The sequence below is a fragment of the Metabacillus sp. KH_069 genome (assembly GCF_057838075.1).
The window spans coordinates 4,152,597-4,177,068 of the sequence record NZ_CM174460.1 but is presented as its reverse complement, the minus strand read 5'-3'; the positions used below and the strand labels follow the sequence as shown (position 1 = coordinate 4,177,068).

Annotated in this window: 24 protein-coding genes; 23 read left to right on the top strand and 1 reads right to left on the bottom strand. The window is 43.0% G+C overall.

What is annotated here, in order from left to right; all coding sequences use genetic code 11:
• Window positions 1-139 precede the first annotated feature (139 nt).
• A complete protein-coding gene (locus AC3ISE_RS21005; RefSeq protein ID WP_489222482.1) occupies window positions 140-1,126 on the top strand; it encodes a Gfo/Idh/MocA family protein in 987 nt (328 codons plus the stop codon).
• A gap of 38 nt (window positions 1,127-1,164) precedes the next feature.
• On the opposite strand, the gene AC3ISE_RS21000 is transcribed toward AC3ISE_RS21005, so the two are convergent.
• Window positions 1,165-1,656, bottom strand: a complete 492-nt coding sequence (locus tag AC3ISE_RS21000; RefSeq protein ID WP_489222481.1) for a hypothetical protein — start codon at window positions 1,654-1,656, stop codon at window positions 1,165-1,167.
• Window positions 1,657-2,145: 489 nt separating this feature from the next.
• Here AC3ISE_RS21000 and AC3ISE_RS20995 point away from each other — a divergent pair, with 489 nt between their 5' ends.
• The 22 genes from AC3ISE_RS20995 to AC3ISE_RS20890 all read left to right on the top strand — a co-directional run bounded on the left by AC3ISE_RS20995 (window position 2,146) and on the right by AC3ISE_RS20890 (window position 24,467).
• A complete protein-coding gene (locus AC3ISE_RS20995) occupies window positions 2,146-2,520 on the top strand; it encodes an NADH-quinone oxidoreductase subunit A (RefSeq protein ID WP_070875400.1) in 375 nt (124 codons plus the stop codon).
• A complete protein-coding gene (locus tag AC3ISE_RS20990; RefSeq protein ID WP_070875399.1) occupies window positions 2,511-3,032 on the top strand; it encodes a NuoB/complex I 20 kDa subunit family protein in 522 nt (173 codons plus the stop codon). Before AC3ISE_RS20995 ends, AC3ISE_RS20990 begins: the two co-directional genes overlap by 10 nt.
• The gene (locus AC3ISE_RS20985) at window positions 3,022-4,344 is read left to right on the top strand and encodes an NADH-quinone oxidoreductase subunit C (protein WP_489222480.1); all 1,323 of its coding nucleotides are present in this window, start codon (window positions 3,022-3,024) and stop codon (window positions 4,342-4,344) included. The genes AC3ISE_RS20990 and AC3ISE_RS20985 overlap by 11 nt, the downstream gene beginning before the upstream one ends.
• 3 nt (window positions 4,345-4,347) lie before the next feature.
• On the top strand, window positions 4,348-5,448 hold the full coding sequence (locus tag AC3ISE_RS20980) for an NADH-quinone oxidoreductase subunit D (protein ID WP_309193263.1): 1,101 nt from the start codon (window positions 4,348-4,350) through the stop codon (window positions 5,446-5,448).
• Window positions 5,448-6,452, top strand: coding sequence for an NADH-quinone oxidoreductase subunit NuoH (gene nuoH / locus AC3ISE_RS20975; RefSeq protein WP_489222479.1), 1,005 nt, complete (start codon window positions 5,448-5,450; stop codon window positions 6,450-6,452). Before AC3ISE_RS20980 ends, nuoH begins: the two co-directional genes overlap by 1 nt.
• A gap of 186 nt (window positions 6,453-6,638) precedes the next feature.
• A complete protein-coding gene (nuoI, locus tag AC3ISE_RS20970) occupies window positions 6,639-7,058 on the top strand; it encodes an NADH-quinone oxidoreductase subunit NuoI (protein WP_070875395.1) in 420 nt (139 codons plus the stop codon).
• A gap of 2 nt (window positions 7,059-7,060) precedes the next feature.
• Window positions 7,061-7,573 carry an NADH-quinone oxidoreductase subunit J gene (locus AC3ISE_RS20965; RefSeq protein ID WP_489224398.1) on the top strand — a complete coding sequence of 171 codons (513 nt, stop codon included), beginning with the start codon at window positions 7,061-7,063 and terminating at the stop codon, window positions 7,571-7,573.
• Window positions 7,570-7,884 carry an NADH-quinone oxidoreductase subunit NuoK gene (gene nuoK / locus AC3ISE_RS20960; protein ID WP_133312807.1) on the top strand — a complete coding sequence of 105 codons (315 nt, stop codon included), beginning with the start codon at window positions 7,570-7,572 and terminating at the stop codon, window positions 7,882-7,884. The genes AC3ISE_RS20965 and nuoK overlap by 4 nt, the downstream gene beginning before the upstream one ends.
• A 30-nt stretch (window positions 7,885-7,914) precedes the next feature.
• Window positions 7,915-9,783 carry an NADH-quinone oxidoreductase subunit L gene (nuoL, locus tag AC3ISE_RS20955; RefSeq protein ID WP_489222478.1) on the top strand — a complete coding sequence of 623 codons (1,869 nt, stop codon included), beginning with the start codon at window positions 7,915-7,917 and terminating at the stop codon, window positions 9,781-9,783.
• Complete coding sequence (locus AC3ISE_RS20950) at window positions 9,780-11,297, top strand: complex I subunit 4 family protein (RefSeq protein WP_489222477.1); 1,518 nt, start codon at window positions 9,780-9,782, stop codon at window positions 11,295-11,297. The genes nuoL and AC3ISE_RS20950 overlap by 4 nt, the downstream gene beginning before the upstream one ends.
• A 6-nt stretch (window positions 11,298-11,303) precedes the next feature.
• On the top strand, window positions 11,304-12,794 hold the full coding sequence (gene nuoN / locus AC3ISE_RS20945; protein ID WP_489222476.1) for an NADH-quinone oxidoreductase subunit NuoN: 1,491 nt from the start codon (window positions 11,304-11,306) through the stop codon (window positions 12,792-12,794).
• A gap of 148 nt (window positions 12,795-12,942) precedes the next feature.
• Window positions 12,943-13,173: a DUF1146 family protein gene (locus AC3ISE_RS20940; protein ID WP_223438623.1), complete on the top strand. Its 231-nt coding sequence runs from the start codon at window positions 12,943-12,945 to the stop codon at window positions 13,171-13,173.
• A gap of 185 nt (window positions 13,174-13,358) precedes the next feature.
• Window positions 13,359-14,099 (top strand): YwmB family TATA-box binding protein, encoded by a 741-nt coding sequence (locus AC3ISE_RS20935; protein ID WP_489222475.1) that lies wholly within the window; start codon window positions 13,359-13,361, stop codon window positions 14,097-14,099.
• 32 nt (window positions 14,100-14,131) lie between these two features.
• Window positions 14,132-15,436, top strand: coding sequence for a UDP-N-acetylglucosamine 1-carboxyvinyltransferase (gene murA / locus AC3ISE_RS20930; protein WP_070875388.1), 1,305 nt, complete (start codon window positions 14,132-14,134; stop codon window positions 15,434-15,436).
• 176 nt (window positions 15,437-15,612) lie between these two features.
• Window positions 15,613-16,050: a VanZ family protein gene (locus tag AC3ISE_RS20925; RefSeq protein WP_489222474.1), complete on the top strand. Its 438-nt coding sequence runs from the start codon at window positions 15,613-15,615 to the stop codon at window positions 16,048-16,050.
• Window positions 16,051-16,174: 124 nt separating this feature from the next.
• Window positions 16,175-17,194, top strand: coding sequence for a stage II sporulation protein D (spoIID, locus tag AC3ISE_RS20920; protein WP_489222473.1), 1,020 nt, complete (start codon window positions 16,175-16,177; stop codon window positions 17,192-17,194).
• A gap of 213 nt (window positions 17,195-17,407) precedes the next feature.
• Window positions 17,408-18,091 (top strand): transaldolase family protein, encoded by a 684-nt coding sequence (locus AC3ISE_RS20915; RefSeq protein ID WP_489222472.1) that lies wholly within the window; start codon window positions 17,408-17,410, stop codon window positions 18,089-18,091.
• A 92-nt stretch (window positions 18,092-18,183) separates the two neighbouring features.
• Entirely contained in the window at window positions 18,184-19,524 is a 1,341-nt protein-coding gene (sftI, locus tag AC3ISE_RS20910) for a sulfoquinovose isomerase (RefSeq protein WP_489222471.1), read from the top strand.
• A gap of 102 nt (window positions 19,525-19,626) precedes the next feature.
• Window positions 19,627-20,358, top strand: coding sequence for a GntR family transcriptional regulator (locus AC3ISE_RS20905; protein WP_489222470.1), 732 nt, complete (start codon window positions 19,627-19,629; stop codon window positions 20,356-20,358).
• Between the two features lie 30 nt (window positions 20,359-20,388).
• Window positions 20,389-21,822 (top strand): aldehyde dehydrogenase family protein, encoded by a 1,434-nt coding sequence (locus tag AC3ISE_RS20900; RefSeq protein WP_489222469.1) that lies wholly within the window; start codon window positions 20,389-20,391, stop codon window positions 21,820-21,822.
• A 69-nt stretch (window positions 21,823-21,891) separates the two neighbouring features.
• Window positions 21,892-22,794 (top strand): AEC family transporter, encoded by a 903-nt coding sequence (locus AC3ISE_RS20895; RefSeq protein ID WP_489222468.1) that lies wholly within the window; start codon window positions 21,892-21,894, stop codon window positions 22,792-22,794.
• A 308-nt stretch (window positions 22,795-23,102) separates the two neighbouring features.
• Window positions 23,103-24,467, top strand: a complete 1,365-nt coding sequence (locus AC3ISE_RS20890; RefSeq protein ID WP_489222467.1) for a hypothetical protein — start codon at window positions 23,103-23,105, stop codon at window positions 24,465-24,467.
• The last annotated feature ends 5 nt before the right edge of the window (window positions 24,468-24,472 follow it).

Below are 24,472 nucleotides of genomic sequence, written 5' to 3'. Positions count from 1 at the left end.
GGATGATAACAAGCATATTCCCTCTTTTATCCAAAGAAAAAACCTCTCTAATTAAAATTTTCTCCAAAAATAGAAAAGGAAATCACGTGTTCGAAAAGGAAGTTACTATATGTGTGAAAAACTTCCGGGAGGGAACAAAATGATTTCAGTTGCAATGTTAAGCAAGTGGCATGTTCATGCCGTTGATTATGAAAGAGATATACATAACAGTTCTAAGTTGAACATTACGCAAATATGGGATGAAGACAAAGAAAGAGGGCAGCAATGGGCCAATGAACTGAATGTTCCATTTGAGCCTGAGCTTGAGAAAGTGCTGAGCAATCCTGCTATCGAAGGGGTGGTTGTGGATACACCGACTAACATGCACAAGGATGTCATCATCAAAGCAGCACAGCATGGAAAACACGTTTTCACAGAAAAAGTACTGGCATTAACAGCAGCGGAATGCAAAGAGATCTTTGAAGCTGTCCAGAAAGCGGGAGTGACCCTTGTGGTCTCCATGCCTAGACTCAGCACAGATTATTACCTTTATGCTGAACAAGCGCTGAAAGAGGGTAAAATCGGAGAACTCAAAATGGCAAGATGCCGTGTCGCTCATAACGGTTCAGTGCCTTCAGCGGAAAACCCTGAAGGATGGCTGCCGGCTCACTTCTACAATGCCGAGCAATGCGGCGGAGGTGCTCTTATCGATTTAGGCGCACATCCGATTTACTTGCTCAACCGTCTCGCAGGAAAACCTAAAGAAGTATCCGCTCATTTTGATTACGTCTATTCAAAAGAAGTCGAAGACCAGGCTTCTGTCCTCGTTGCCTATGAGAACGGCGTAACTGGAGTGCTCGAAACCTCATTCGTTTCACATGGAAGTCCGTTTTATCTTGAATTGTACGGAACCGAAGGATGCCTGCTGATTCAGGATGGAAAAGTCGAACTCAGAAATGGCGAAGGCACACATGTGATCGAGCAGCTGCCAAAAGAGCTGCCAATTCCAATAGAGCAATGGGCAGACGCCATCCAGTCTGGAAAAACACCATTTATTTCGAATGAGGATGCTTTGCTGCTAACGGCAGTGAATGAAGCGGCAATTCAGTCGAATATGGAAAAGCGTAGAGTTTCAATCCAATTATAAAAAGAAAACAGCTGGAGAACTCTCCAGCTGCTTTTCCATCATTTTTTACTTTTTTTCTCATAACGCTTATACAACTTGTAGATCCTCTGTTCAGATGCATCCTTTGCAGTCATGTAATGGTCTTCAAACAGGTTCGAAAAATAAGTCGTTGAACGTCCGCACTGCAGTCCCATCACATAGGCGCCTTCAGTAAACGAATACTCTTTGACCATCCAGAAAGCTCCATCTAAGTGAATCGTGACGACTTCACCAAAATAAATGCTCATGCATTCTTCCAAGTCCGCAATGGACAGCTGAAAGTCACGGAACTTATTTTCCTGGAAAAATGAAAAATACACTTCTTCCAGCTGGATTAAACTTTTTACAGAATAGTTTAATGTTAAGCCGAGTTCTGCATATATATCTTCTAAAAGAGACAAGTTCTCTTTCCGTTGTTCATAGTAATACACTTTGGCCAATTCTTCATTTTCAAAGACAGGCAAATTCCTGCCATAATCTGTTTCAATTTGATGATTATAAGATTCTAGCATTCTGTCACCTCTCGTCTTTTGTTCACTAGCAAGTATATCATCCTGATGACTTTAATAGAGCAGCTTACATTAAAGCTACAAGGGAGGTGGAATTTGGAAAAAGTACTGGTGTTCAATTCTGGTGCAGAAAGAGCGGTTCCGCATTTCGTGGTGTCCAGCTTCACCTCCTAACCCCTCGGTCAGAACAAATTCCCGAAAAAGTCAAAACCGGACTTTTCCGGTGAATTCTTATCTGCCTGTCGGGGCTAAACAGTCGGTTCCGCATTTCGTGGTGTCCAGCTTCACCTCCTAACTCCTCGGCCAGAACGGCTCCGAAAGTATTGGCAAAAAGCGCCTTTACTGTCGGATCCTTATCTGTCTGTCGGAGCTAAGCAGTCGGTTCAGCATTTCGGAATCTATACACAAATTGGATAATGATGTTATAATGTTAGCGGTTACATTTATAATATTTTGAAAGTTCTACTATTTTTAACATAACGGGGGAAATGGATGGAATCACTAAACGTATATTTGAATAATTACTTAATCGTTGTCGTTTTCCTGCTCCTTGGCATTTTGCTTCCTGTTGTTGCGCTTGGAATCGGCCGGATTTTGAGGCCCAGTGCACCAAGCGAAGCAAAAGCAACCACATACGAAAGCGGAATTGATCCGTACCATGATTCACGCGTGCAGTTTAATGTCCGCTATTATATGTTTGGCCTCATGTTTGTTATTTTTGACGTAGAAACGGTGTTTTTATATCCATGGGCAGTCGCATATGAGAAGTTAGGCGTGTTTGCCCTCATTGAGATGCTCATTTTTGTCATCATGCTCGTGATCGGGCTAGTCTACGCATGGAAGAAGAAGGTGCTGAAATGGACTTAAATGTAACGAATATTCCACACGATGAAATGGAAGAACTGAAGCGCAGCGTCTTTTTAACAACGCTTGAAGAGCTGAAGGGGTGGGCGAGAAGCAATTCCCTCTGGCCGCTCACGTTCGGGCTTGCCTGCTGTGCAATCGAAATGATGGGTGTCGGCTCGTCCCACTATGACCTGGACCGCTTCGGATCCTTTTTCAGAACATCACCGCGCCAGTCCGATGTCATGATAGTCTCTGGAACAGTGACGAAAAAAATGGCTCCGGTCCTAAAGCGTCTCTATGATCAAATGCCTGAACCTAAATGGGTGATTGCCATGGGTTCTTGCGCAACAGCCGGCGGTCCCTATATTAAATCATACGCTGTTGTAAAAGGAGTCGACCAGATTGTACCGGTTGATGTATATATTCCGGGCTGTCCTCCAAATCCTGCTGCCCTCATCTACGGAATCAACAAGCTGAAAGAGAAAATCCGTTATGAGGCGAAAACAGGGAGTGAAATAATCCATGAGCGATGAGAAAGACCTCCAGCAGCTGAAGCGGGAAGCCGCACAAAAAGCGAAGGAAGCTGCTATGAAGAAACTCGCTGAAAAGCAGGCAAACCAAGAAAATCCGCCTTCAAACAACGATCTTGCTAAACAAAAGGCGGCAGCTGCTGCAAAGGCAAAGGCAGCGGCACTGGCGAAACAAAAAGCACAGGAAGCGAAAGCGAATGAAACAATAGATGATGCAAGCCTTGCGAAGCAAAAAGCGGCAGCTGCAGCAAAAGCGAAAGCCGCTGCACTGGCAAAGCAAAAGGCCAAGGAAACAGCGGAACCGGCTGATGAGGCAGCTCTTGCAAAACAGAAAGCGGCAGCCGCCGCAAAAGCAAAAGCCGCAGCCCTCGCAAAACAGAAAGCCAAGCAAGCAGAGGGGACCGGAAACGAATCAGCAGACGACCTCGCTCTTGCGAAGCAAAAAGCAGTCGCAGCTGCAAAAGCAAAAGCCGCAGCCCTCGCAAAACAGAAAGCCAAGCAAGCGGAGGGGGCCGAAAACGAATCAGCAGACGACCTCGCCCTTGCGAAACAAAAAGCAGTCGCAGCAGCAAAAGCAAAGGCCGCAGCACTCGCCAAGCAAAAAGCAAATACAGAAGGTGCACCTGCAGATGATTTAGCCAAGCAAAAAGCAGCCGCTGTTGCCAAAGCAAAAGCTGCAGCCGCCGCAAAAGCAAAGGCTTCCCGTGAAAATCTTTCCGATGATGAATTGGCTAAAGAGAAGGCAAAGGCCATCGCAGCTGCAAAAGCAAAAGCCGCTGCCGCTGCAAAAGCAAAAAAACTAACTCCAGACGAGCAGCCTCAACAAGAAGAACCTTCACCTAATGAGCCCATTTTAAATAAGTATGTAAAAGTGATCGAGGAGCAGCTAGGTAAAGACGTTTTGGAAGAATCCTATATTAATAGGCTGTCTAAAGATGCCCCGACTCTTGTTGCAAAAAGAGAATTCTATTTTGCCATTGCCAAGCTTCTGAAAGAACATGAAGAATTGGCATTTGATTACGTTTCTGAACTGCATGGCACCGATTTTCAAACGCATATGGAAATGTACGTTTATCTTTTTTCCTATGTCCACCGCCATACAGTCATTCTGAAAGTAAAGCTTGACCGCGGCAAGCCTGAAATTGATTCCCTCGAGCCGCTTTGGAAAGGGGCGGACTGGCCTGAGCGCGAAGCATTTGATTTGCTTGGCATTCACTTTGCCGGCCACCCGAATTTAACGAGAATTATGATGCCGGATGACTGGGTCGGCCATCCTCTTCGCAAAGATTATGAACCCTATGATGTGGAGGTGTAGCTTTTGATACGGACAGAAGAAATGCTCCTCAATGTCGGACCTCAGCACCCGAGTACACATGGCGTGTTCCGGCTTGTGATCAAGATTGACGGAGAAATCATTAAAGAAGCTACACCGGTTATCGGCTATTTACATAGAGGCACCGAAAAGCTTGCAGAAAACCTGCAATACACACAAATCATTCCTTATACAGACCGCATGGATTATCTGTCTGCCATGACGAACAATTATGTCATCTGCCATGCTGTGGAAACGATGACAGGCATTCAGGTGCCTGAGCGGGGAGAGTATTTAAGGGTGATTGCGATGGAGCTTGGACGAGTCGCAAGCCACCTTGTCTGGTGGGGCACCTATTTGCTTGATATTGGGGCAGTCAGTCCTTTTTTATATGCTTTCCGCGAACGGGAAATGATTATCAATTTGCTGACGGAGCTTTCAGGAGCGAGGCTGACCTTCAATTACATGCGGGTCGGCGGCGTGAAGTGGGATGCGCCTGAGGGCTGGATTGAAAAAGTAGCAGAATTCATTCCTTATATGAGAGAGCAGCTGAAAGGCTATCATGATCTCGTGTCAGGAAATGAAATCTTTTTAAACCGTGTAAAAGGAGTCGGCATCTACACGAAAGAAGAGGCGCTTGCTTACTCCTTAAGCGGGGCGAACCTGCGCTGCACTGGCGTGAAATGGGACCTTCGAAAGGATGAACCCTACTCAATTTACGACCGGTTTGATTTTGACGTTCCTGTCCGGACAAAGGGGGATGCCTTTGCCCGCTACGAATGCCGAATGGAAGAAATCGAGGAATCTTTGAAAATCTTAGAGCAGGCAGTAGAACAATTCCCGGCTGATGGACCGATCATCGCAAAAGTGCCGAAAATCATTAAAGCACCTAAAGGAGAGGCGTATGTAAGAATCGAATCTCCGCGCGGTGAAATCGGCTGCTATATTGCAAGTGAAGGGAAAAAAGAGCCGTACCGTTTGAAATTCAGGCGTCCGTCTTTTTACAATCTGCAGATCCTGCCAAAGCTTTTGGAAGGAGAAAACATGTCAAATCTCATTACCATTCTCGGTGCCATTGACATCGTTCTTGGGGAGGTGGACGGCTAATGGTGGAGGGCCTGCTTCAATCATCGCCGGGGATAGGCAACTTTGCGATCTTCTTTGGGCTTGCAACAGCATTCCTGTTCGTCGTCCTCGGCTTCGTCACTTATGGCATCCTGGCAGAGCGCAAGGTCATGGGATTCATGCAGGGGCGCATCGGACCCAACCAGGTTGGGGGAAGATGGGGGCTGCTGCAGACTGTGGCAGACGTTTTAAAGCTTCTGATAAAAGAAGACACGATTCCGAAGCTTGCTGACAGGCCGCTGTTTATTCTCGCTCCTGTAATCGCTTTTGCTCCGGCATTCATCGTCTTATCAACGATTCCGTTTACAGATGCCTTTCAGTTTGCTGATCTGGGAGTCGGCCTGCTTTTTTACATCGCCATATCGGGCTTAACAACGATTGGCATTGTAACAGGAGGCTGGGCTTCAAATAACAAATACTCCCTGCTCGGCGGCATGCGGGCAGCAGCTCAAATGATTTCCTATGAGATTCCGCTAGTTATGTCGGTAATCGGGGTTGTCCTGTTATCTGGAAGCCTGAACTTAAATACGATTGTAGACGCTCAAGAGGACGTCTGGTTTATCTTTCTTCAGCCAATTGGATTTCTCATTTTCCTGATTGCCTCGGTGGCAGAGCTGAACCGAACACCGTTTGACTTGCCTGAAGCAGAGTCAGAGCTTGTTGCCGGTTACCATGTTGAGTACTCCGGCTTCCGCTGGGCATTCTTCATGCTTTCGGAATACGTGTACTTCTTCGCGATGGCATCCTTAACAACGGTTCTCTTTTTAGGCGGATGGCATCCCGTTGTGTTTCTTGATTTTATCCCAGGCGCCATCTGGTTCGGCCTTAAATTCAGCATGGTCATTTTCATCCTCATCTGGTTCCGCGTCACATTCCCGCGGATACGCGCCGATCAGCTGATGGAATTCGGATGGAAAGTGCTGCTTCCGGTCGCACTCGCGAATATTTTTATCACGGCGATTGTGAAGGAGATTTTCTTTAAATAGGTGACGGCTGGAAAAAAGAAAGTAAATTCGCCAATCCGGCAAGTAAATCCGGAATACCCGCAAGTAAGAAAGGCATTCCGGAAAGTATTTAACCAATATCAGCAAGTAAAAGCAGAAAATACCCGCCGCAGCCCGGCCAAAACCCGGCCCAGCGGCCCAGTCTTCACAAATTAAAGGGGTGAGAGCATGCGAGGCTTGGCAAAAGGTTTAACGTATACCCTGAACAACTTGACGAAGAAAAAAGTGACGTATGATTACCCGAACGATGCCCTGGCGCTGCCTGACAGGTTCCGCGGCATTCAGAAGTTTTATCCGGAAAAGTGCATTGTCTGCAATCAGTGTGCAAATATTTGCCCGACAGATTGCATTGAGCTGACAGGGAAGAAGCATCCGGATCCGGCGAAAAAAGGGAAAATCATTGATACGTATGATATTAACTTTGAAATTTGTATCTTATGCGATCTTTGCACAGAGGTTTGCCCGACAGAAGCCATCGTGATGACGAATAATTTCGAGCTTGCGGAGTACAGCCGCGATCAGCTTTTTAAAAATCTCGAGTGGCTGGATGAAAATGATGAGAACATCAGGGAGGAGAATAAGGTGTGAGTATAACCGGAGAGTATGTAGCCTTTATCGGACTCGCCATGGTGGCAATCGGGGGCGGCATTCTCATGCTGAATGTGACAAAAGTGGTTCATATGGTCGTATCGCTGGTGTTTACGTTCGTGAGTATTGCCGGATTATATGTTCTTCTCTCCGCCGAATTTGTCGCAGCTGTCCAAATCTTAATCTACTCGGGTGCAATCACGATTATCATGCTGTTTGGCATTATGCTCACGCGTCATGAGGACGAGGAGCAGTCCGCAGCGGGAACAGGAAGAAAGCTCATAACATTTCTTGGAATCGCTGCGTTTGCGCTCGTTATGTATCTTGGAATCTATGATCTCAAGCTCGGTGAGCCGACTGCCAATCTGCATGTGAAAAATACAGAGCAAATCGGAATTTCCCTTTATTCGCATTTTGTCATTCCGTTTGAGCTCACATCGGTTCTTTTGCTTGTTGCACTCGTTGGAGCAATCATTCTGGCGAAAAAAGATGAGAATGAGGAGGACAAAAAATGAGCTCGATTCCATTATCCGCTTTCCTTGTTCTCGCACTGATCCTTTTTTGCATCGGCTTGTACGGAGCGCTGACGAAACGAAATACGGTCATCGTGCTGATTTCAATCGAGCTGATGCTGAATGCTGCCAACATTAATTTGGTTGCCTTCAGCAAATACGGTGTCGTTCCTGATATAACCGGACAGGTTTTTTCACTCTTTACGATCACGATCGCAGCAGCAGAGGCAGCCGTTGGACTTGCCATCCTGTTTGCCCTGTACCGCAACCGAAGATCCGTCAATATTGACGACTATAATACTATGAAGCACTAAAACCTCTAAACAAGAAGGGGATTGAATACAATGATGCCATATGCCTGGATGATCCCGCTGTTCCCGCTTGTCTCATTCCTCGTGCTGCTTCTGTTCGGCAAACGCATGAGGGAGGGCAGTGCCTTTGTAGGAAGCACTCTTATGCTTCTCGCATTTGCGGGCTCGCTCGCTGTATTGTTTGAACGGTTTACACAGCCAACCTATAAAGCGGAAACCGTGTGGCTCACAATTGGCGATTTTGAGCTGACAGCGGGTTTTGAAATCAATCAATTAAATGCCTTGATGCTGGTGATCGTTTCGCTTGTCAGCTTAGCTGTACATATTTATTCAAAGGGATATATGCATGGAGACGGGCGCTTTCCTGTTTTTTATGCGTATCTCGGTTTATTCACCTTCAGCATGCTCGGGCTTGTCATGACGACAAACCTGCTTCAGCTCTATATCTTCTGGGAACTCGTGGGAGTCGGTTCCTTCTTATTGATCGGTTTCTATTTTTATAAAGAAGAAGCAAAGGCAGCTGCTAAAAAAGCCTTTATCATGACCCGGATCGGGGATGTCGGTCTGTTCATCGGGATGCTCCTCCTCTTTTGGCAGGTCGAAAGCTTTGAATATGATCAGATCTTTGCGAGTGTGGCAGATGGCAAAGTACCGCTTGATATGATTACCCTGATCAGCCTATTGATCTTCATTGGGGCAATTGGAAAATCAGGTCAATTCCCGCTCCATTCCTGGCTGCCGGATGCGATGGAAGGGCCGACGCCTGTTTCTGCACTTATCCATGCGGCGACAATGGTTGCGGCCGGTGTTTATTTAGTTGCTCTCATGTATCCGCTATTTGCCGCCAGTGAAACGGCCCTCCTTGTAGTAGCTACTATTGGAGCCTTCACCGCTATTTTTGCTGCAAGCATCGGCCTTGTGCAAAAAGACATTAAACGAGTGCTTGCGTATTCGACTGTCAGTCAGCTTGGCTACATGATGCTGGCACTTGGTTCCGCAGGCTATGTCGCGGGTGTTTTTCATTTAATGACACACGCCTTTTTTAAAGCCCTGCTGTTTCTTGCAGCGGGCAGCGTGATTCACGCTGTTCATACACAAAACATCGATGAGATGGGCGGCTTATGGAAAAAACTGAAATTCACGGGTCCGCTGTTTCTGATCGGAACGCTGGCCATAAGCGGAGTCCCGCTCTTCTCAGGCTTTTTCAGTAAAGATGAAATTCTGATAGCAGCCTGGACACATGGAAATCCTGCCCTTTTCTGGCTGGCACTCATCGCCGCCTTTTTCACTGCTTTTTACATGTTCAGGCTCTTCTTCCTTGTTTTCACGGGAAGGCCGAAAACAGAGCTTTCAAGTGTAAAAGAATCACCGGGCAATATGCTGATTCCAATGAGCGTCCTTGCCGTTCTTGCCATTTTCTCTGGCTACAGCAACACTCCTTGGTTCGGCACGTTTCTTGGTGATTGGCTGACGGAGGGATCGCCGCAGCTTGGCCACGGCCATATTGAAGGACCGCTATGGATTATGTTCGCCGCAACCGCAGTCTCTTTGCTTGGCATCTTGCTTGCTTACATGATGTACAGCAAACAATCGATCTCAGCTGAAAAAATAAGATCGCGGGTGCCAATGATTCATTCGGTGCTTAAAAATAAATATTTCATTGATGAACTATATGGAATGACGGTGATCTGGTTTACGAACACAATCAGCGTCTTCTGCAAGTATCTCGAAAAATTCCTGGTTGAGGGTGCTGTAAAAGGTGCAGCGGGAATTGTCCGCTCAGCCGGCGCCTTCGGTTCGAAAATGCAGAACGGCCAGGTGCAGATGTATGGAACCGTGGCATTTGTCGGACTCGCTATTTTACTCGTTCTATATGCGGTGACAGGAGGGAACTTTTTATGACATCCATTCTGCTTACGGCCCTGGTTTTCTCACCTGTCCTTGGCATCATCGTTCTTGCTTTTATGAATAAAGATCAGGAAACCTCGTTGAAACTGGTCGGATTCCTGGCGACTCTGCCTGCCGTCCTTTTATCAGGCATTATGTTTGCTCAATATCAGCTTGGCAGCGACCTCGAGCGATTTGCCGAAAAACATAGATGGATTGCGTTTGGCCAATACAGCGACATGCAGCCTGGTGTGTTTACGGTAGATTATGAGCTTGCACTTGACGGTTTTTCGCTGATTATGGTGCTGCTCACATCGATTCTTGCGGCTCTCGCTGCAGCGGCCTCTGTTTCCATTAAGAAGAACTGGAAAAGCTATTTTGTGCTGCTGCTCATCCTCGAAGTCGGCATGCTCGGCGTCTTCATGGCCCAGAATCTGATTCTCTTCTTCATTTTCTTTGAAATCACGCTGATTCCGATGTTCTTCCTCATCGGAAAATGGGGCTTTATGGCCCGTGAAAAAGCAGCGTATCAATTTTTGCTGTATAACGGATTTGGGTCAGCGATCCTGCTGATTGTGATCATCCTGCTCTTTTCAAAAACAGGGACTACAAATATCGATCTGCTTGGTCAATTGCTGAATACGCCGGACGTTCAGCTGATCGGACCGATCTCAGACGATTTTAAGCTTGGATTGCTGATCGCCCTCATCGCGGCATTTGGAGTGAAGCTTCCGATCTTCCCGCTGCATACGTGGATGCTGCGAGTGCATGTTCAGGCACCCCCGCCAATTGTGATGCTGCATTCGGGTATTCTTTTGAAAATTGGAGCATTCGGTTTAATAAAATTCGGACTTGGCTTATTCCCGAACGAGTTTTCAAAGCTAAGCACGATCTTAATAGTGCTTGGGCTTGTGAATCTTCTGTACGGAGCCTTTCTGGCGCTCATCCAGAATGAGTTGAGAATGGTGCTTGCCTACTCAAGTATTTCGCATATGGGAATCGTGCTCATTGGACTTGGCGCTTTAAACGAAGCGGGGATACAGGGGGCGATTTTCCAGGTCGTTTCACACGGACTTATCTCTGCTCTACTGTTTTTCTTAGTGGGAGTGCTGCTGGAACGAACCCAAACAACGCAGCTGGATCAGCTTTCAGGCTTAGCGAAAACCATGCCGCTCGCTGCGGGATTTTTGCTGGCAGGGGCAATGGCATCGCTTGGTTTGCCCGGAATGTCCGGTTTCATCAGTGAACTGACGGCATTCATGGGGGTATTCGATCAGCATCCGGAGCTAGGGGCCATCGGGACAATCGGCATCATTTTGACCGCAGCTTATCTATTGAGGGCTGTCCTATCGATTACCTTTGGAGCCGAAAAAAAATCAGAGCATACGCACTATGATATGAAGTTGTACGAGATCATACCGGTAACTGTATTGCTGTTCTTCATTATTTTGATCGGCGTCTATCCGAATGGACTTTCCGTTCCGTTGCAGCTGACAATCGAAACCATCATGAAAGGGATAGGGGGGTGATGAACAATGGATATGGAAACCTTGCTCAGCTATAAATGGAGTGTCATGACACCGGAGTTCATCATTCTCGGGACGGCGCTGCTGCTGTCGATTATGGATCTTTTCATAAAGGAAGGCAAAAGCAGAAAATGGCTCGGATGGATTGGCTTTGCCGGCATTGCGGGAGCCATAGTAAGTCTTGCTTTTATGATTGGTGCAAAAGATACTGTGATTCTTTATGACACGTTTGTCCTGGATTCCTTTGCAAAAGCGTTCAAATTCATTTTACTGCTTGGAGCAGCGCTTATTTTCCTGCTGGCCATCGATTATGAACCGCGCGAAGGCTTGAAGGAGCGGGGAGAATTCTATTACTTGCTGCTTGCAGCGCTTCTTGGAGCGATGATGATGGCATCAAGCCGGGATTTAATTACTTTATTCGTCGGCCTTGAGCTGCTGTCCATCTCTTCCTATATACTGGCGGGCCTGCGCAAAAAAAATCTGAAATCAAACGAATCAGCTTTGAAATATGTGATTAACGGCGGGATCTCAACGGCCATTACGCTTTTCGGGATGAGCTATATTTACGGTTTGACGGGAACCACAAGCCTGACAGAAATGATTCCGCAGCTGAACAGCTTAACAGAATCAGGGTATCTTTATATTGCAGGAATCTCGTTTCTGCTCGTTTTTGTCGGATTATCTTTTAAAATCGCAACGGTTCCTTTTCACATGTGGGCACCGGATGTGTATGAGGGAGCGCCGACACCTGTTACAGCTTTTCTAAGTGCTGTTTCAAAAACAGCCGGGTTTATTATCATCCTAAGATTGTGCTTGTCTGTCTTTGGCAACATTCCAGATGAAGATGGCATGCAGTCGATTCTGGTTGTCTATCAAGGCTTCATCGCCATTTTGGCTGCGATCACGATGATTGCAGGGAATACGGTCGCCTTAAGGCAGAAGAACATCAAACGTCTGCTTGCCTATTCATCCATTGCACATGCCGGCTATGTGCTTGTCGGTTTTGTATCATTCGGCGGCTACTTTTACTTTGACGCCATCTGGTTCTACTTATTATCGTACGTCATCATGAACCTTGGCGCTTTTGCGATTGTGCAGGCAGTAGGGAGAAAAACAGGATCAGAGGATGTCACAGCGTTTGCCGGCTTGTATCACCGTTCGCCGCTCGCGGCAATCGCCGTCACCATCTTCATCTTATCGCTTGCTGGACTCCCGGGTACGGCAGGCTTTATCGGGAAAATCACGATTTTCATGAATGCATTCACAAACAGCACGCCGCAGATTGTTCTTGCTTCTATTATGATTGCGACAACCGTTGTCTCATACTTTTATTACTTCGGCATCCTCACCCAGGTCTTTTTCAGGAAAAAAGAAACCGAGGAGCCGTTTAAATGGAGTGCACCGCTTTTGATCGTGACGGTCATCTGCATGATTGCTACCATTCTGCTTGGAATTTTCCCGGGAGCGGCGTTTGATTTTCTGAACTTAAATATTTCATAAATTTGCCACTAATCTTTACAAAAAATCCATCAATGTGAGCGCAGAATTTTATATAATGGAAGAGGTGTAAAAGCCTCTTCTTTTTTTGTTCACGTAAAAAGTGCTATGCTTGCTCTAAGAATAGCTACATATAGGAGTTGTTAAACCTATGCTTGATTTTAATCAGCAAGCATTGCTTGGCCTTTTGTCACATCTTGTATTCATTCCGGTTACTTGGTGGGCACTGCAGGCGCTGCATATTGAAAAAGCTATGAAAAAAGGAAAAGTCATGCAAGCGCGTGCGCTGATGATCCTGCTGACGATCGCCATCTCAGGCGCTGTAAGCAACTTTTTTCTTGATTATTTAATATGGTCCCGCCAGCTGCCTTTTTTATTTTAATGAAAATTCAGTCAGCAAAAGGCATCCTCTTTTGTGATAATAACGTTTAACTAATAAAGAACAGGGGAATATGACCTACAGATTACCACAGGACAGCATGAGCTTGTCTAACAATGACGACTTTTTCCACGTATACGCCCTTCTCAAACGGTAACAATGTTACTAAGGAGAGGACGTGGGTTACGATGAAGAAAGTCAGTCTGGCAATTATTATCTTTTTATTATTTCTTACAGGTACGGTTGTTGCCCAAGCTATTGGGTCGGACAAGAAAGAAGCTGAAATTGGAAAAATTGTAGAAGGCATGGAAGCACAGGGAATTGATGTTAAAAAGTGGTCGATGTATTCAAAAAAAATGATTTCCGCTGAGGATCAATCTTTTGAAGAATTAACGAAACTTTTACAAACTCAATTTCGTCATTATAAGTGGTCGAATGAACGTGCGGATGGCAAGCTGCATAAAGCATCGGGAATCTTTTTTAACGAAAAGACGGGATTTACAGAAAAGCTTCAAATTCAGTCAACCGACACAAACGGTCAAAAACAATCGTATATCTTGTATGAGCTCAGCGGGGAAGGTTCAGGGGAAAATTGGACGCAGCTTTATGAGTATGCGCAAGCTCATAGTTTCGACATTTTCCATGAAAATCCTACAATTTTCACTTGTGTAAATGGACAGCTTGATGATAAGATGAGTAGTGTTTTGCAATTGAAAGTCAATGGTTTGCTTAAACAATTTAACGCGGTGCCAGTTGAACAGCTTAAAGAAGAAACGTTCATATCTGTGTCCGCACGTACGTCAGATTGGGATCAGCTGATTCCAACAGATGAAGGCAGCATGAATATTCAAATTGCGCTCAGAGGCGCAGGATTGGGCGGTAATACTAGCGTTACAGTAGGAACACCAATCATAACGTCTGAATATTAATATATAGAAATTGGGACGCGGAGGGGAAGACCTTGGAAAAAATCATCGTCCGCGGCGGTCGTAAGTTAAACGGTACTGTTAAAGTAGAAGGTGCTAAAAATGCCGTTTTACCAGTAATCGCTGCATCTTTATTAGCCAGTGAACAAAAAAGCATAATTTGTGATGTGCCTACGCTCTCCGATGTGTATACAATCAATGAAGTGCTGCGCCATTTAGGTGCAGAAGTACACTTTGAAAATAACCAAGTGTTTGTAGATGCATCTAAAGAGCTAAATATGGAAGCTCCTTTCGAATATGTACGCAAAATGCGTGCTTCTGTTTTAGTTATGGGTCCATTACTTGCCAGAAATGGCCGTGCACGAGTGGCATTGCCAGGCGGCTGTGCGATTGGATCACGTCCAATTGATCAACATTTAAAAGGCTTCGAAGCAATGGGAGCTACCATCAAAGTTGGGAACGGATTTATCGACGCTGAAGTCTCTGGAAGACTGCGCGGGGCAAAAATCTATTTAGATTTCCCAAGCGTTGGAGCAACTGAAAATATCATCATGGCTGCGGCTCTTGCAGAAGGCACGACTATTCTCGAGAACGTAGCAAAAGAACCGGAAATCGTTGACCTTGCCAATTACATTAATGCAATGGGCGGCAAAGTACGCGGAGCCGGAACAGGCACAATTCGCATTGAAGGTGTAGAAACACTTAAAGGCGTTAAGCATCATATCATTCCTGACCGCATTGAAGCTGGAACGTTCATGGTTGCAGCTGCTATTACAGGCGGAAATGTATTGGTTCGCGGTGCTGTGCCGGAACACTTAACTTCTTTGATCGCAAAAATGGAAGAAATGGGCGTTCAGATTTCTGAAGAAGAAGACGGACTTCGTGTCATCGGACCAGAAAAACTGAAATCCATCGACATTAAAACAATGCCTCATCCTGGCTTCCCGACAGACATGCAATCTCAAATGATGGCATTGCTGCTGAGAGCTGAAGGCACTTCCATGATCACGGAAACTGTTTTCGAAAACCGCTTCATGCACGTGGAAGAATTCCGCCGCATGAATGGGGATATTAAAATTGAGGGCCGTTCAGTTATCATCAATGGTCCAGTTAATATGCAAGGTGCAGAAGTGGCAGCAACAGACTTGCGCGCTGGAGCAGCACTTGTTCTTGCAGGTTTAGTTGCAGACGGCTACACTCGTGTAACAGAGCTTAAGCACGTTGACCGCGGTTACGTTGACTTCCACGGCAAACTTGCTGGAATCGGTGCTGACATCGAACGCATCACTGAAGAGAGCACTGTTAAATCCGAGCAGGCTGTAAGCGACATGAACGCATAAAATACGTACATCTAAAGAAGTTGGAGTCCTCGGATTCCAGCTTCTTTTTTGGTTCTTGAAAAGAAAAATACTTTATTAGTGTTACTGTTTCACCTATGATTTATACATTACATATCACGTTTTTTTTGCATAAAATAAACAGCAATTGACGACGATGAATGCGAAGGAGGGTTTTTATGAAATTCTTTACCGCTTTATTTTTAATCATCGCATTTTCATTGTTCTCGTTTACGAGTGATTTACTGTCTTTACTTACGGGAGGATATATCGGACTCACCATTCGGAGCGACCCCGATTTTTCAGATTTATTTATATATCATGATATAGCCCTGCACAGTAAGTTTTATGTTGTCACAAAAATTGGGCACGCCTTTTTCTTTCTTTTTTTTACTATGATTATGACATACATGTATAGGATGCGTACAGCGATCTTATGGGCGGTGTTCCTCGCTGCATCATCAGAGATCCTCCAGCTGTATACAATGCGCAGCGGCAGGATTGTTGATATGATGTATGACATGTCAGGAGCATTAGCAGGAATTATTCTGGTTAAACTCCTTTCAGCTTATTCAAAACACGTGCAAATTGTCGAAGGAAATCGGCAGAAAATGTAGAAATAGACAGTGGAAGCAAAAGGGAATTCTTCAGATTTCAGAGTTTTTCAGTCATAAATGGTTGTCCACCTCCATAGTATTGAGTAGAGACGGTAAACGACATATCGGATATGGAGGCTCTTAGATGAAATCTTTGAAACCAATACTTTTAGTTCTTGCCGGATTATTTCTCATCATATTAATGATCCCGACATTGTTAGTCGCACCTTTTATGAATCAGACCAAAGGTGAGCTATCAGAAGACCTTCAAACCAAAAAGGATGAACAAGTCATGCTGGCTAAATCAATTATTGATGTACCCGTGTACCGCAGCGGTTCGGAAAAAATCGAAAACATTCCATTAGAAGAATACGTCATCGGTGTCGTTGCCTCTGAAATGCCTGCAGATTTTGAAGACGAAGCGCTGAAAGCCCAGGCGCTGGCAGCCCGGACTTATATCGTAAAACAATTAATGAGTGAACAAACGATAAGTGTCCCAAATGGTGCAGTCGTCAGTGACACGACCGCCCATCAGGTGTTTAAAAGTGATGCCGAGCTGAAAAAGCAGTGGGGAAAGGACTATGATTGGAAAATCAAAAAGGTGTACAATGCAGTCGCCACTACACAGGGTCAAATCTTAACATATGAAAACAAACCAATTGAAGCCTCTTTCTTCTCAACCAGCAATGGTTACACTGAAAACTCAGATGAATACTGGACAGCATCCCTGCCTTATTTAAAGAGCGTTGAAAGTCCATGGGACGAAAAATCACCAAAATACTATGACCGAATCGCCATCAAAGTGAGCGATTTCGAGAAAAAACTTGGAGTGACACTTGATTCAGACGGAGAAGTAGGAAAAGTCATTGAACGAACCTCAGGCAAACGAGTAGCCCAGGTCGACATCAACGGCAAAAAACTGAACGGCCGCGAAATCCGTGAAAAGCTGGGCCTCCGCTCAAGCGATTTCACCTGGCAGCTTAAAGGAGATCAAGTTCTCATCACAACAAAAGGTTTCGGCCACGGCGTCGGCATGAGCCAATACGGAGCCAATTTCATGGCCCAGGACGGAAAAAAATACAAAGACATCGTCAGCTACTATTACCAGGGAGCACAAGTGGCGAATGTCGAACCGTTTGTTACGCAGTTTACGGCACGGAATTAAAAGGGGAGCGCAGGAAAGCTATTTCCTGCGCTTTCTCTTTTATATGTCCTGTTTTTTCGCTTGCAACCGATTAAGGATTTTCGCCGTTTTTTAAGAAAAGGCTTGATTAATTGAATTCGTTTTCATATTATAGAGTTAAAGGTAATTACATATATTTAAAGATTACTACGTTATGATAAATATAAAAACATTACAATAAAAGGAGAGAATAAAATGAAATATTTTTTAGACAGTGCTATTACTAAGGAAATCAAATATGCATATGAAAATTGGGCAATTGATGGAGTTACAACAAATCCAAAACATATTATGAACAGCGGAAAATCATTCTTAACAATTGTAGATGAACTTGCTGGAGAATTTGGCGAAATAAAAAATTTCCCTATATCAGTAGAGATTAATCCACACTTAGATAACGCTCGGGAAATGGTTTCAGAAGGCAAAAAAATTGCAGCCCGTTCCTCTAACTTTGTTGTGAAAATCCCTTGCACAGAACCTGGATTAATTGCAGCAAAAGAATTAAAAAAAGAAGGCATCTCAACTAATGTTACACTCGTATTTTCTCCTTCTCAGGCGATCCAGACAGCTAGAATAGGAGCCACATTCGTTTCTCCATTTGTAGGATGGAAGGAAAATAGCGGAGAAGATACGGCTCAATACATTCAAGATATTACAAAAATTTATGAAACATATGGATATGAGACTGAAATTATTGTTGCGGCTTTACGCAACGGCAAACAGATTGTTGATGCTGCAAAAGCGGGAGCGGATATTGTCACATGCGGATTTGATGTATACAGAAGCAGTTTTGATCATGCATTTACAGATTATGGGCTGAATGTTTTCAGAAATGCTTGGGACAACACAAAAACGGAAGTATCTGTTACAAAAGCTTAATGTAAGAGAGATTAAAACTTTTTGATAAATAATATGAAGTTGATTTTTCCAAAGTAAAGATAGTGATGATTAGTGTGTAAAGGGGATACAAAATGTCAAAAACCAAAGTTTTATATGTACCGATTGGCAGAAAAACGTTTGATCTTGAAGCAGCAGAAAATGTTCGTTTGAAGAGTATGAGTTGGTTAAATAATAACTGTCAAACTCTCGTTGCACCAGAAGGAATCATCACGTCAGTTGAAGAACTCGATGCCTTCTTATTTTCAATAAAGGAAAACAAGTTTGATACGGTCTTATATCAAAGTGTGACATTTGCAGATGGAGAATTTGTGATTAAGGTATTAGAGTATTTTAAACAGCCGATGATTGTTTGGTCTGTCCGTGAACCAAGTGTTGGCGGAAGACTTCGATTAAATTCACTTACAGGTGGAAACAGCACCAGCAATGTACTGCGAAATCATAATCATCCGTTTGCATTTGTATTTGGAAATCCAGGAGAAGAACGCTTGGAGAAAAGATTGACTGAGCAATTGGATGTAATGCGTGTTATGACTTTGCTTGGTGAAATGAAAATTGGTGTAGTAGGTGATTATCCGCCTGGATTCTTTTTCTCTGATGCAGATGAAGAAAAACTTCAGCAAGCACTTGGTGTGAAGCTGTTGAAAATGGATCTGCATGATGCTTTTAAAAAATGTACAGAACTTAAAGAAGAAGAGTGGATTGGGCAAATTGAACGCGCGGAACAACAAGTAATTGGTTTGAATCGTGAAGATGAAACCGTGAAAAAATTCGCTCAGTTTTCTGCATATATTCAAAAACAAGTTAGGCAAGAAAACCTTCAGTCATTGGCAATGCGATGCTGGCCGGACTTTTTCACTGATTTAGGAGCAGCACCTTGTTCAACACTTTCTCATCTTACAGAAGAAGGAATGGTCACATCCTGTGAATCGGATATCCATGGATCGATTTCTATGTATATCCTGTCTGAACTGACTAGTGGCAGTGCTCCATACTTAGGAGATTTGGTACATGTAGATGAGGAGAAAAACTCCGTTGTATTTTGGCATTGCGGAGCAGGGGCATACTCACTGGCCAGTCCTTCTACCGGTGCAACAGCAGGAGTTCATCCTAATCGAAAAATAGGATTTGCAATGGATTTTGGATTAAAAGCAGGGGAGGTAACAATCTTTCGTGTAAGCAGCACACCAGAAGGATATCGCCTTTTAGTAATGAAAGGAGATGCGCTGGATGTTAAACAGCCATTCAGCGGAACATCAGTAGAGGTAAAATTATCAACTGATGTGACTAGCACTCTATATGAACTTATGCATGCAGGTTATGAACCTCATTTTGCATTAGTGTATGGAGATGTCACTAATCAATTAATTGAACTTGGCCGAATGCTTGGAATAGAAACAAATGTATATGTTTAAGGATCACCTGTTGCTGTGTGATAAGAAATCTATCTTATCTTAAGAAGAAGATCTTACTCACATAGAATCAAAGAACGGCGTGTTTAAAGGCGGTAATAAGATATGAATAGTACCATAGATTTTGATAACGATCTTTCTCTTTATTTACAAGTAAAACAAATACTGCTCAAAAGAATCCAAGAAAAAGTCTGGCCTGCAAACACGTTAATCCCGACTGAACAGGAATTAATAGAAGAATTTAATGTAAGCAGGACCACTTTACGCCAGGCGATATCAATTCTTGTCCAAGATGGCTTATTGGAGAAAAAACAAGGCAGAGGGACGATTGTAAAACCTCAATTGCTGGTCAGTCATTTAGGGGCATTAAAGGGTTTTGCAGAAGAAGCAATAGAAAAAGGGCTAACTCCCAGGTCAAAGTTAATCCGTGCTGAATTCAAGCAGCATGTATATTTTGAAAAATCTATGCTGCAATTACAGGAAGACGAAGAAGTGTTAGTAATAGAAAGAATTCGTTTTGCAGATGATCGGCCAATTGCGATTGAATGTTCTTATTGGCCGTCGTATATCGGTAAAATTATTTTGAAATATGATTTAAATACGGCAAAATTCTATGAAATCTTAGAAGAAAATGAAATTTATTTAAAAAGAGCAAATGAACAAATCACTGCAATTAATGCCACGCTTAATGAAGCAGATTTATTAGGCGTTCGAGGCGGAGAAGCCCTTTTGAAGATGACAAGACTAAGTTTTGGCTTTGATGACAAACCGATTGAATTTACTTCAACCAAGTACCACAGTGATCAATACCATTATAATATTGATCTTAAAAGGTAATGGTTTAATAGATATGAGGGAGTGGACAAATTGACAACGATAGCTCTGGAAAAACAATATGGATTGTATATAAATGGTGAATGGAAGAGTACAGAAGAAACGATGGATGTATTAAATAAATATACACAAGAAATAGCATCCAAAATTTCAAAAGCTGATAAAAGTCACGTGGACGATGCCGTTAAAAGTTCAAAGCTTGCACTTGAAAAATCTTTTCATCCGACGGAACGCTATCATGTATTAATGAAAGCTGCCCAATTATTAATCGAGCGTACGGAAGAATTTGCCCGTATTTTAACGGTAGAGGTTGGAAAGCCGATCGGTGAATCCCGTGGTGAAGTGGAACGCGCAGCGCTAACACTGCAAATTTCTGCAGAAGAAGCCAAAAGAATACATGGTGAAGGGATTCCGGTAGAATCTGCACCTGGGTCCGAGAATAGAATGGCATTTACTTTGCGTGTTCCTGTAGGTGTAATCGCAGCTATTACCCCATTTAATGCTCCACTTAATTTGGTATGCCATAAGATTGGTCCTGCGCTCGCTGCCGGCAACAGTGTAGTCTTAAAGCCTGCTGAAGTTACCCCAATTACAGCATTAATGTTAGCTTCTATTTTCGAAGAAGCAGGTCTTCCTTCAGGGCGGCTTCAAGTTTTGACTGGAGAAGGTGCTGAAATCGGAAACTGGCTTCTGGAGAACAAAGATGTCTCAATGTTTACCTTTACAGGCAGTCCTGGTGTTGGTGAATCTATTCGTTCAAAAGCAGGTTTACGTAAAGTTGCATTGGAGCTTGGCAATAACTCTGCAACAATTGTTCATAAGGATGCAGATCTTGAACAAGCAGCCTCATTAATTACACAAAAAAGCTTTAACAATGCGGGACAGGTCTGCATATCTGTACAGCGTGTGTATGTTCATGAAGAAGTTTACGAACAGTTTTTATTAAAATTAAAAGAAAAAACAGAAAAACTAACCGTGGGCAATCCTCTTGATGATAATACAGATATCGGACCATTAATCCGTCTTCGTGAAGCAGAACGTGTAGACTCCTGGGTCAAAGAAGCTGTACAGCAGGGTGCAAAAGTTGAAACTGGCGGCAAAAGAGAGGGAGCTTCCTATTATCCTACAATTCTTACGAATGTAAATGATGATATGAAAGTCTGCCGAAGTGAAGTATTTGGTCCAGTCGTATCAGTAGCCGTATATAACGATGTCAATGAAGTGATTGCCAGAGTGAATGATTCTGATTATGGATTACAGGCAGGTTTGTTTACAAACGATCTCAAGTTTGCAATGAAAGCTGCTCGCGAAATTGAAGTAGGCGGCCTGATCGTTAATGATGCATCAGCATATAGAGTAGATCACATGCCTTATGGCGGAGTGAAAAACAGCGGTACTGGAAAAGAAGGACCTAAATACGCAATTGAAGAAATGACAGAAGAAAAAATTATTGTCATGAATTTATAAGATTTATATAATGCCCTGGTTAATTATTTACCAGGGCTTTTAGATCATTGAAAATTGAAGGTGGAAATTTTGGGATTTTTAAGCGTGTTGCTTCCTGTATTTGGAGTTTTTGTCTTGGGGTTCATTGGTCAAAAGAAATTTCATTTTGATACAAGAGGAATCTCAACAATGGCCCTGTACTTAATGTCTCCTTTTCTTGTCTTTCGGACATTTTATACCACAACTTTTAATCTAGAATACTTGTCTTTTGTTTTATATACATTTGGCCTTTGTTTTTGTTTAATTCTTGTTGGATATATCCTTTCTTTTATGCGGAAGTATTCGAATACAGAAAGATGCGGATTTATTCTTTCTTCCTCATTTATGAATAATGGAAATTATGGCACACCTGTTGTATTGCTGATTTTTGGAACGATCGGACTTAATTATGGAATTATTCTTATGGTCATTCAACAGCTTGTTATGTGCACAGTCGGCGTTTACTTTGCAGCAAAAGGCAATCCTGAATCTAATGGAATAAAATCAGCCATTAACGCGGTCCTGCGTGTCCCGATTCTATATGCTGCAATTGTAGGGTTTATATGTCAGGTCTTGAATATTACATTATCAAAATCAATATTAACGGCTGTAGACTTAGTTGCAGATGCTGCTATTCCAACTATCATGATTGCTTTGGGAATGCAATTAGCTACGCTTTCGATCAAAAAATTAGAATTAGAGAGAATGTCACTGGGATTAATTGTTAAATTAGCCATTTCACCAATAATTGCGTTTGGAATTGCATACTTTTTGCCTGTCGAGGATATGGTCAAACAAATTATGGTTATTATGGCAGCTATGCCAACTGCTGCTAATACGACAATGTACGCTCTTCAATTTAATACAGAACCCGATTTTGTATCAAGTGTAACTTTCATGAGTACTCTATTAAGTTTGGCAACCCTGCCAATTGTTTTCTTTCTCATATTATAAACAAGAAGGGTGATGAATGATGTTCAATACATTAAAACTGAACGCCAGGTGGATGCTTTTGTTTCCGGCGTTCATTACGCTTGTTGTATTTTTAGCGAATTCTTCTAATGGAAGGGAATTGGCATCTTCGAATTATTTTCCTATTTTAATTGGCTGGATGGTTCCCTGTATCATTACAGTTTGTGCACTAAGTGCTTGGAGGAATAGAAATCAAACGAATGAAGAGAGGTAATTAGCTCCTGTGTAAATAACCATTTTTCAGGCAGGAATAGACCAACTTTATGATGTTGATACAGGAGGTCGATTTGTTGCGAAATATATACTGTCTCTCCATTTATTTTCTTTTTGTCCTTATCTTCATAAATGAATGGATTCAATTACAGGAGGATGTTTTCGTTTTTCTTTCTTCAGTCACTTTAATCAGCCTGCTGATTTCATCCATTTTTATGATTAGAGGATTTCAATTTTATGTATCAGTTATTTCATTAGTTTTTGGGCATGCAATCCTTTATTATTACGGATTTGGGTTCAAAACCTGGTATGGAAATCTTGCATCTGGTTTATCCATACCCGTCTTGTTCCTGGCCATTCCGATGATTTCTTTTCCGTTAAAATATGGGGATTATTTTCAGTCAATCGAAGGATACATAAAATCAAAAAAAGCTAAACCTATTTCTATCTTTTTGTTTCTCTCCATCCTTCATCTGGCTTTGACCATTCCTTTAAATATTGGATCAATACCTGCACAGCAAAAACTAATTGAAAAAATCAATTTACCAAAAGACTTTTTAGTGCGCGTATATACTGCAGGATATTCCTCATATATGGTTTTTTCACCTTTTGATCCTGTAGTTAACATGGTGCTTATCTGGACTGCAATTAGTTATACGGATTATTTTTTCAGTGCACTAATCATGGTAATTTTCATATTTACGGTAACAGCCATCATTTTAAGAATGGACAAGAAGCTGAAACATAATATCGCCCACATATTACCGGATCGTGGGCGTGAAGGATCAAATGAAATGAGAAATATTTCTCACCTGCTGATTCATCTTTCTTTCATGATCATACTGGCAGTCTTTTGCGCAGAAATTCTGCCTCTATCCAATCAAATTTATGCGATTGCTGTCATTGTCATCTTGTATTCATTTGTATGGTGTTTTTTTATAGGTGCTGCCAGAAAAATGATTGGAGAACTGAAATCCTATAATAAAAGTCTGCTTCAATTTAAAACGCTGATTCCATTTCTTCTTTCATCAAGTTTTTTTGCAAACTGTGTCTCTAATACACCGTTAAAAGAAGAAATGGGGAAGGCAGCCATTTATTTTCATGATATCCCTGTATATTTCATTATTTTTCTCATTCTTCTTATGACTTCTCTGCTAAGTCTTTGCGGCATCCATATGATGATCACGATTCCGTTATTTGCAATGACGATTGTTCCAGCGGACATTGGTTTATCAAGTATAGGTTTCGCTATTACACTGCTTACTGGCTGGTATGTATCCATGAGCATCTCACCCTTGGTACCGTTTGGAGTGGCAGTTGCAGAGGTCATCCGAATTACACCTGTTCAAGTAACTTTGAGATACAATCTTATTTACTACCTAATCGTGCTTTTTTTTGCACCGATAGTAATCACAATAATTAATTATGCAACTATTCAATAAACAAA

Excerpts from the sequence above, each read along its gene's own strand:
- AC3ISE_RS21005 (WP_489222482.1), top strand. The coding sequence starts at position 140 with ATGATTTCAGTTGCAATGTTAAGCAAGTGGCATGTTCATGCCGTTGAT.
- AC3ISE_RS21000 (WP_489222481.1), bottom strand. The coding sequence starts at position 1,656 with ATGCTAGAATCTTATAATCATCAAATTGAAACAGATTATGGCAGGAAT.
- AC3ISE_RS20995 (WP_070875400.1), top strand. The coding sequence starts at position 2,146 with ATGGAATCACTAAACGTATATTTGAATAATTACTTAATCGTTGTCGTT.
- AC3ISE_RS20990 (WP_070875399.1), top strand. The coding sequence starts at position 2,511 with ATGGACTTAAATGTAACGAATATTCCACACGATGAAATGGAAGAACTG.
- AC3ISE_RS20985 (WP_489222480.1), top strand. The coding sequence starts at position 3,022 with ATGAGCGATGAGAAAGACCTCCAGCAGCTGAAGCGGGAAGCCGCACAA.
- nuoH (WP_489222479.1), top strand. The coding sequence starts at position 5,448 with ATGGTGGAGGGCCTGCTTCAATCATCGCCGGGGATAGGCAACTTTGCG.
- nuoI (WP_070875395.1), top strand. The coding sequence starts at position 6,639 with ATGCGAGGCTTGGCAAAAGGTTTAACGTATACCCTGAACAACTTGACG.
- nuoK (WP_133312807.1), top strand. The coding sequence starts at position 7,570 with ATGAGCTCGATTCCATTATCCGCTTTCCTTGTTCTCGCACTGATCCTT.
- nuoL (WP_489222478.1), top strand. The coding sequence starts at position 7,915 with ATGATGCCATATGCCTGGATGATCCCGCTGTTCCCGCTTGTCTCATTC.
- AC3ISE_RS20950 (WP_489222477.1), top strand. The coding sequence starts at position 9,780 with ATGACATCCATTCTGCTTACGGCCCTGGTTTTCTCACCTGTCCTTGGC.
- nuoN (WP_489222476.1), top strand. The coding sequence starts at position 11,304 with ATGGATATGGAAACCTTGCTCAGCTATAAATGGAGTGTCATGACACCG.
- AC3ISE_RS20940 (WP_223438623.1), top strand. The coding sequence starts at position 12,943 with ATGCTTGATTTTAATCAGCAAGCATTGCTTGGCCTTTTGTCACATCTT.
- AC3ISE_RS20935 (WP_489222475.1), top strand. The coding sequence starts at position 13,359 with ATGAAGAAAGTCAGTCTGGCAATTATTATCTTTTTATTATTTCTTACA.
- AC3ISE_RS20925 (WP_489222474.1), top strand. The coding sequence starts at position 15,613 with ATGAAATTCTTTACCGCTTTATTTTTAATCATCGCATTTTCATTGTTC.
- spoIID (WP_489222473.1), top strand. The coding sequence starts at position 16,175 with ATGAAATCTTTGAAACCAATACTTTTAGTTCTTGCCGGATTATTTCTC.
- AC3ISE_RS20915 (WP_489222472.1), top strand. The coding sequence starts at position 17,408 with ATGAAATATTTTTTAGACAGTGCTATTACTAAGGAAATCAAATATGCA.
- sftI (WP_489222471.1), top strand. The coding sequence starts at position 18,184 with ATGTCAAAAACCAAAGTTTTATATGTACCGATTGGCAGAAAAACGTTT.
- AC3ISE_RS20905 (WP_489222470.1), top strand. The coding sequence starts at position 19,627 with ATGAATAGTACCATAGATTTTGATAACGATCTTTCTCTTTATTTACAA.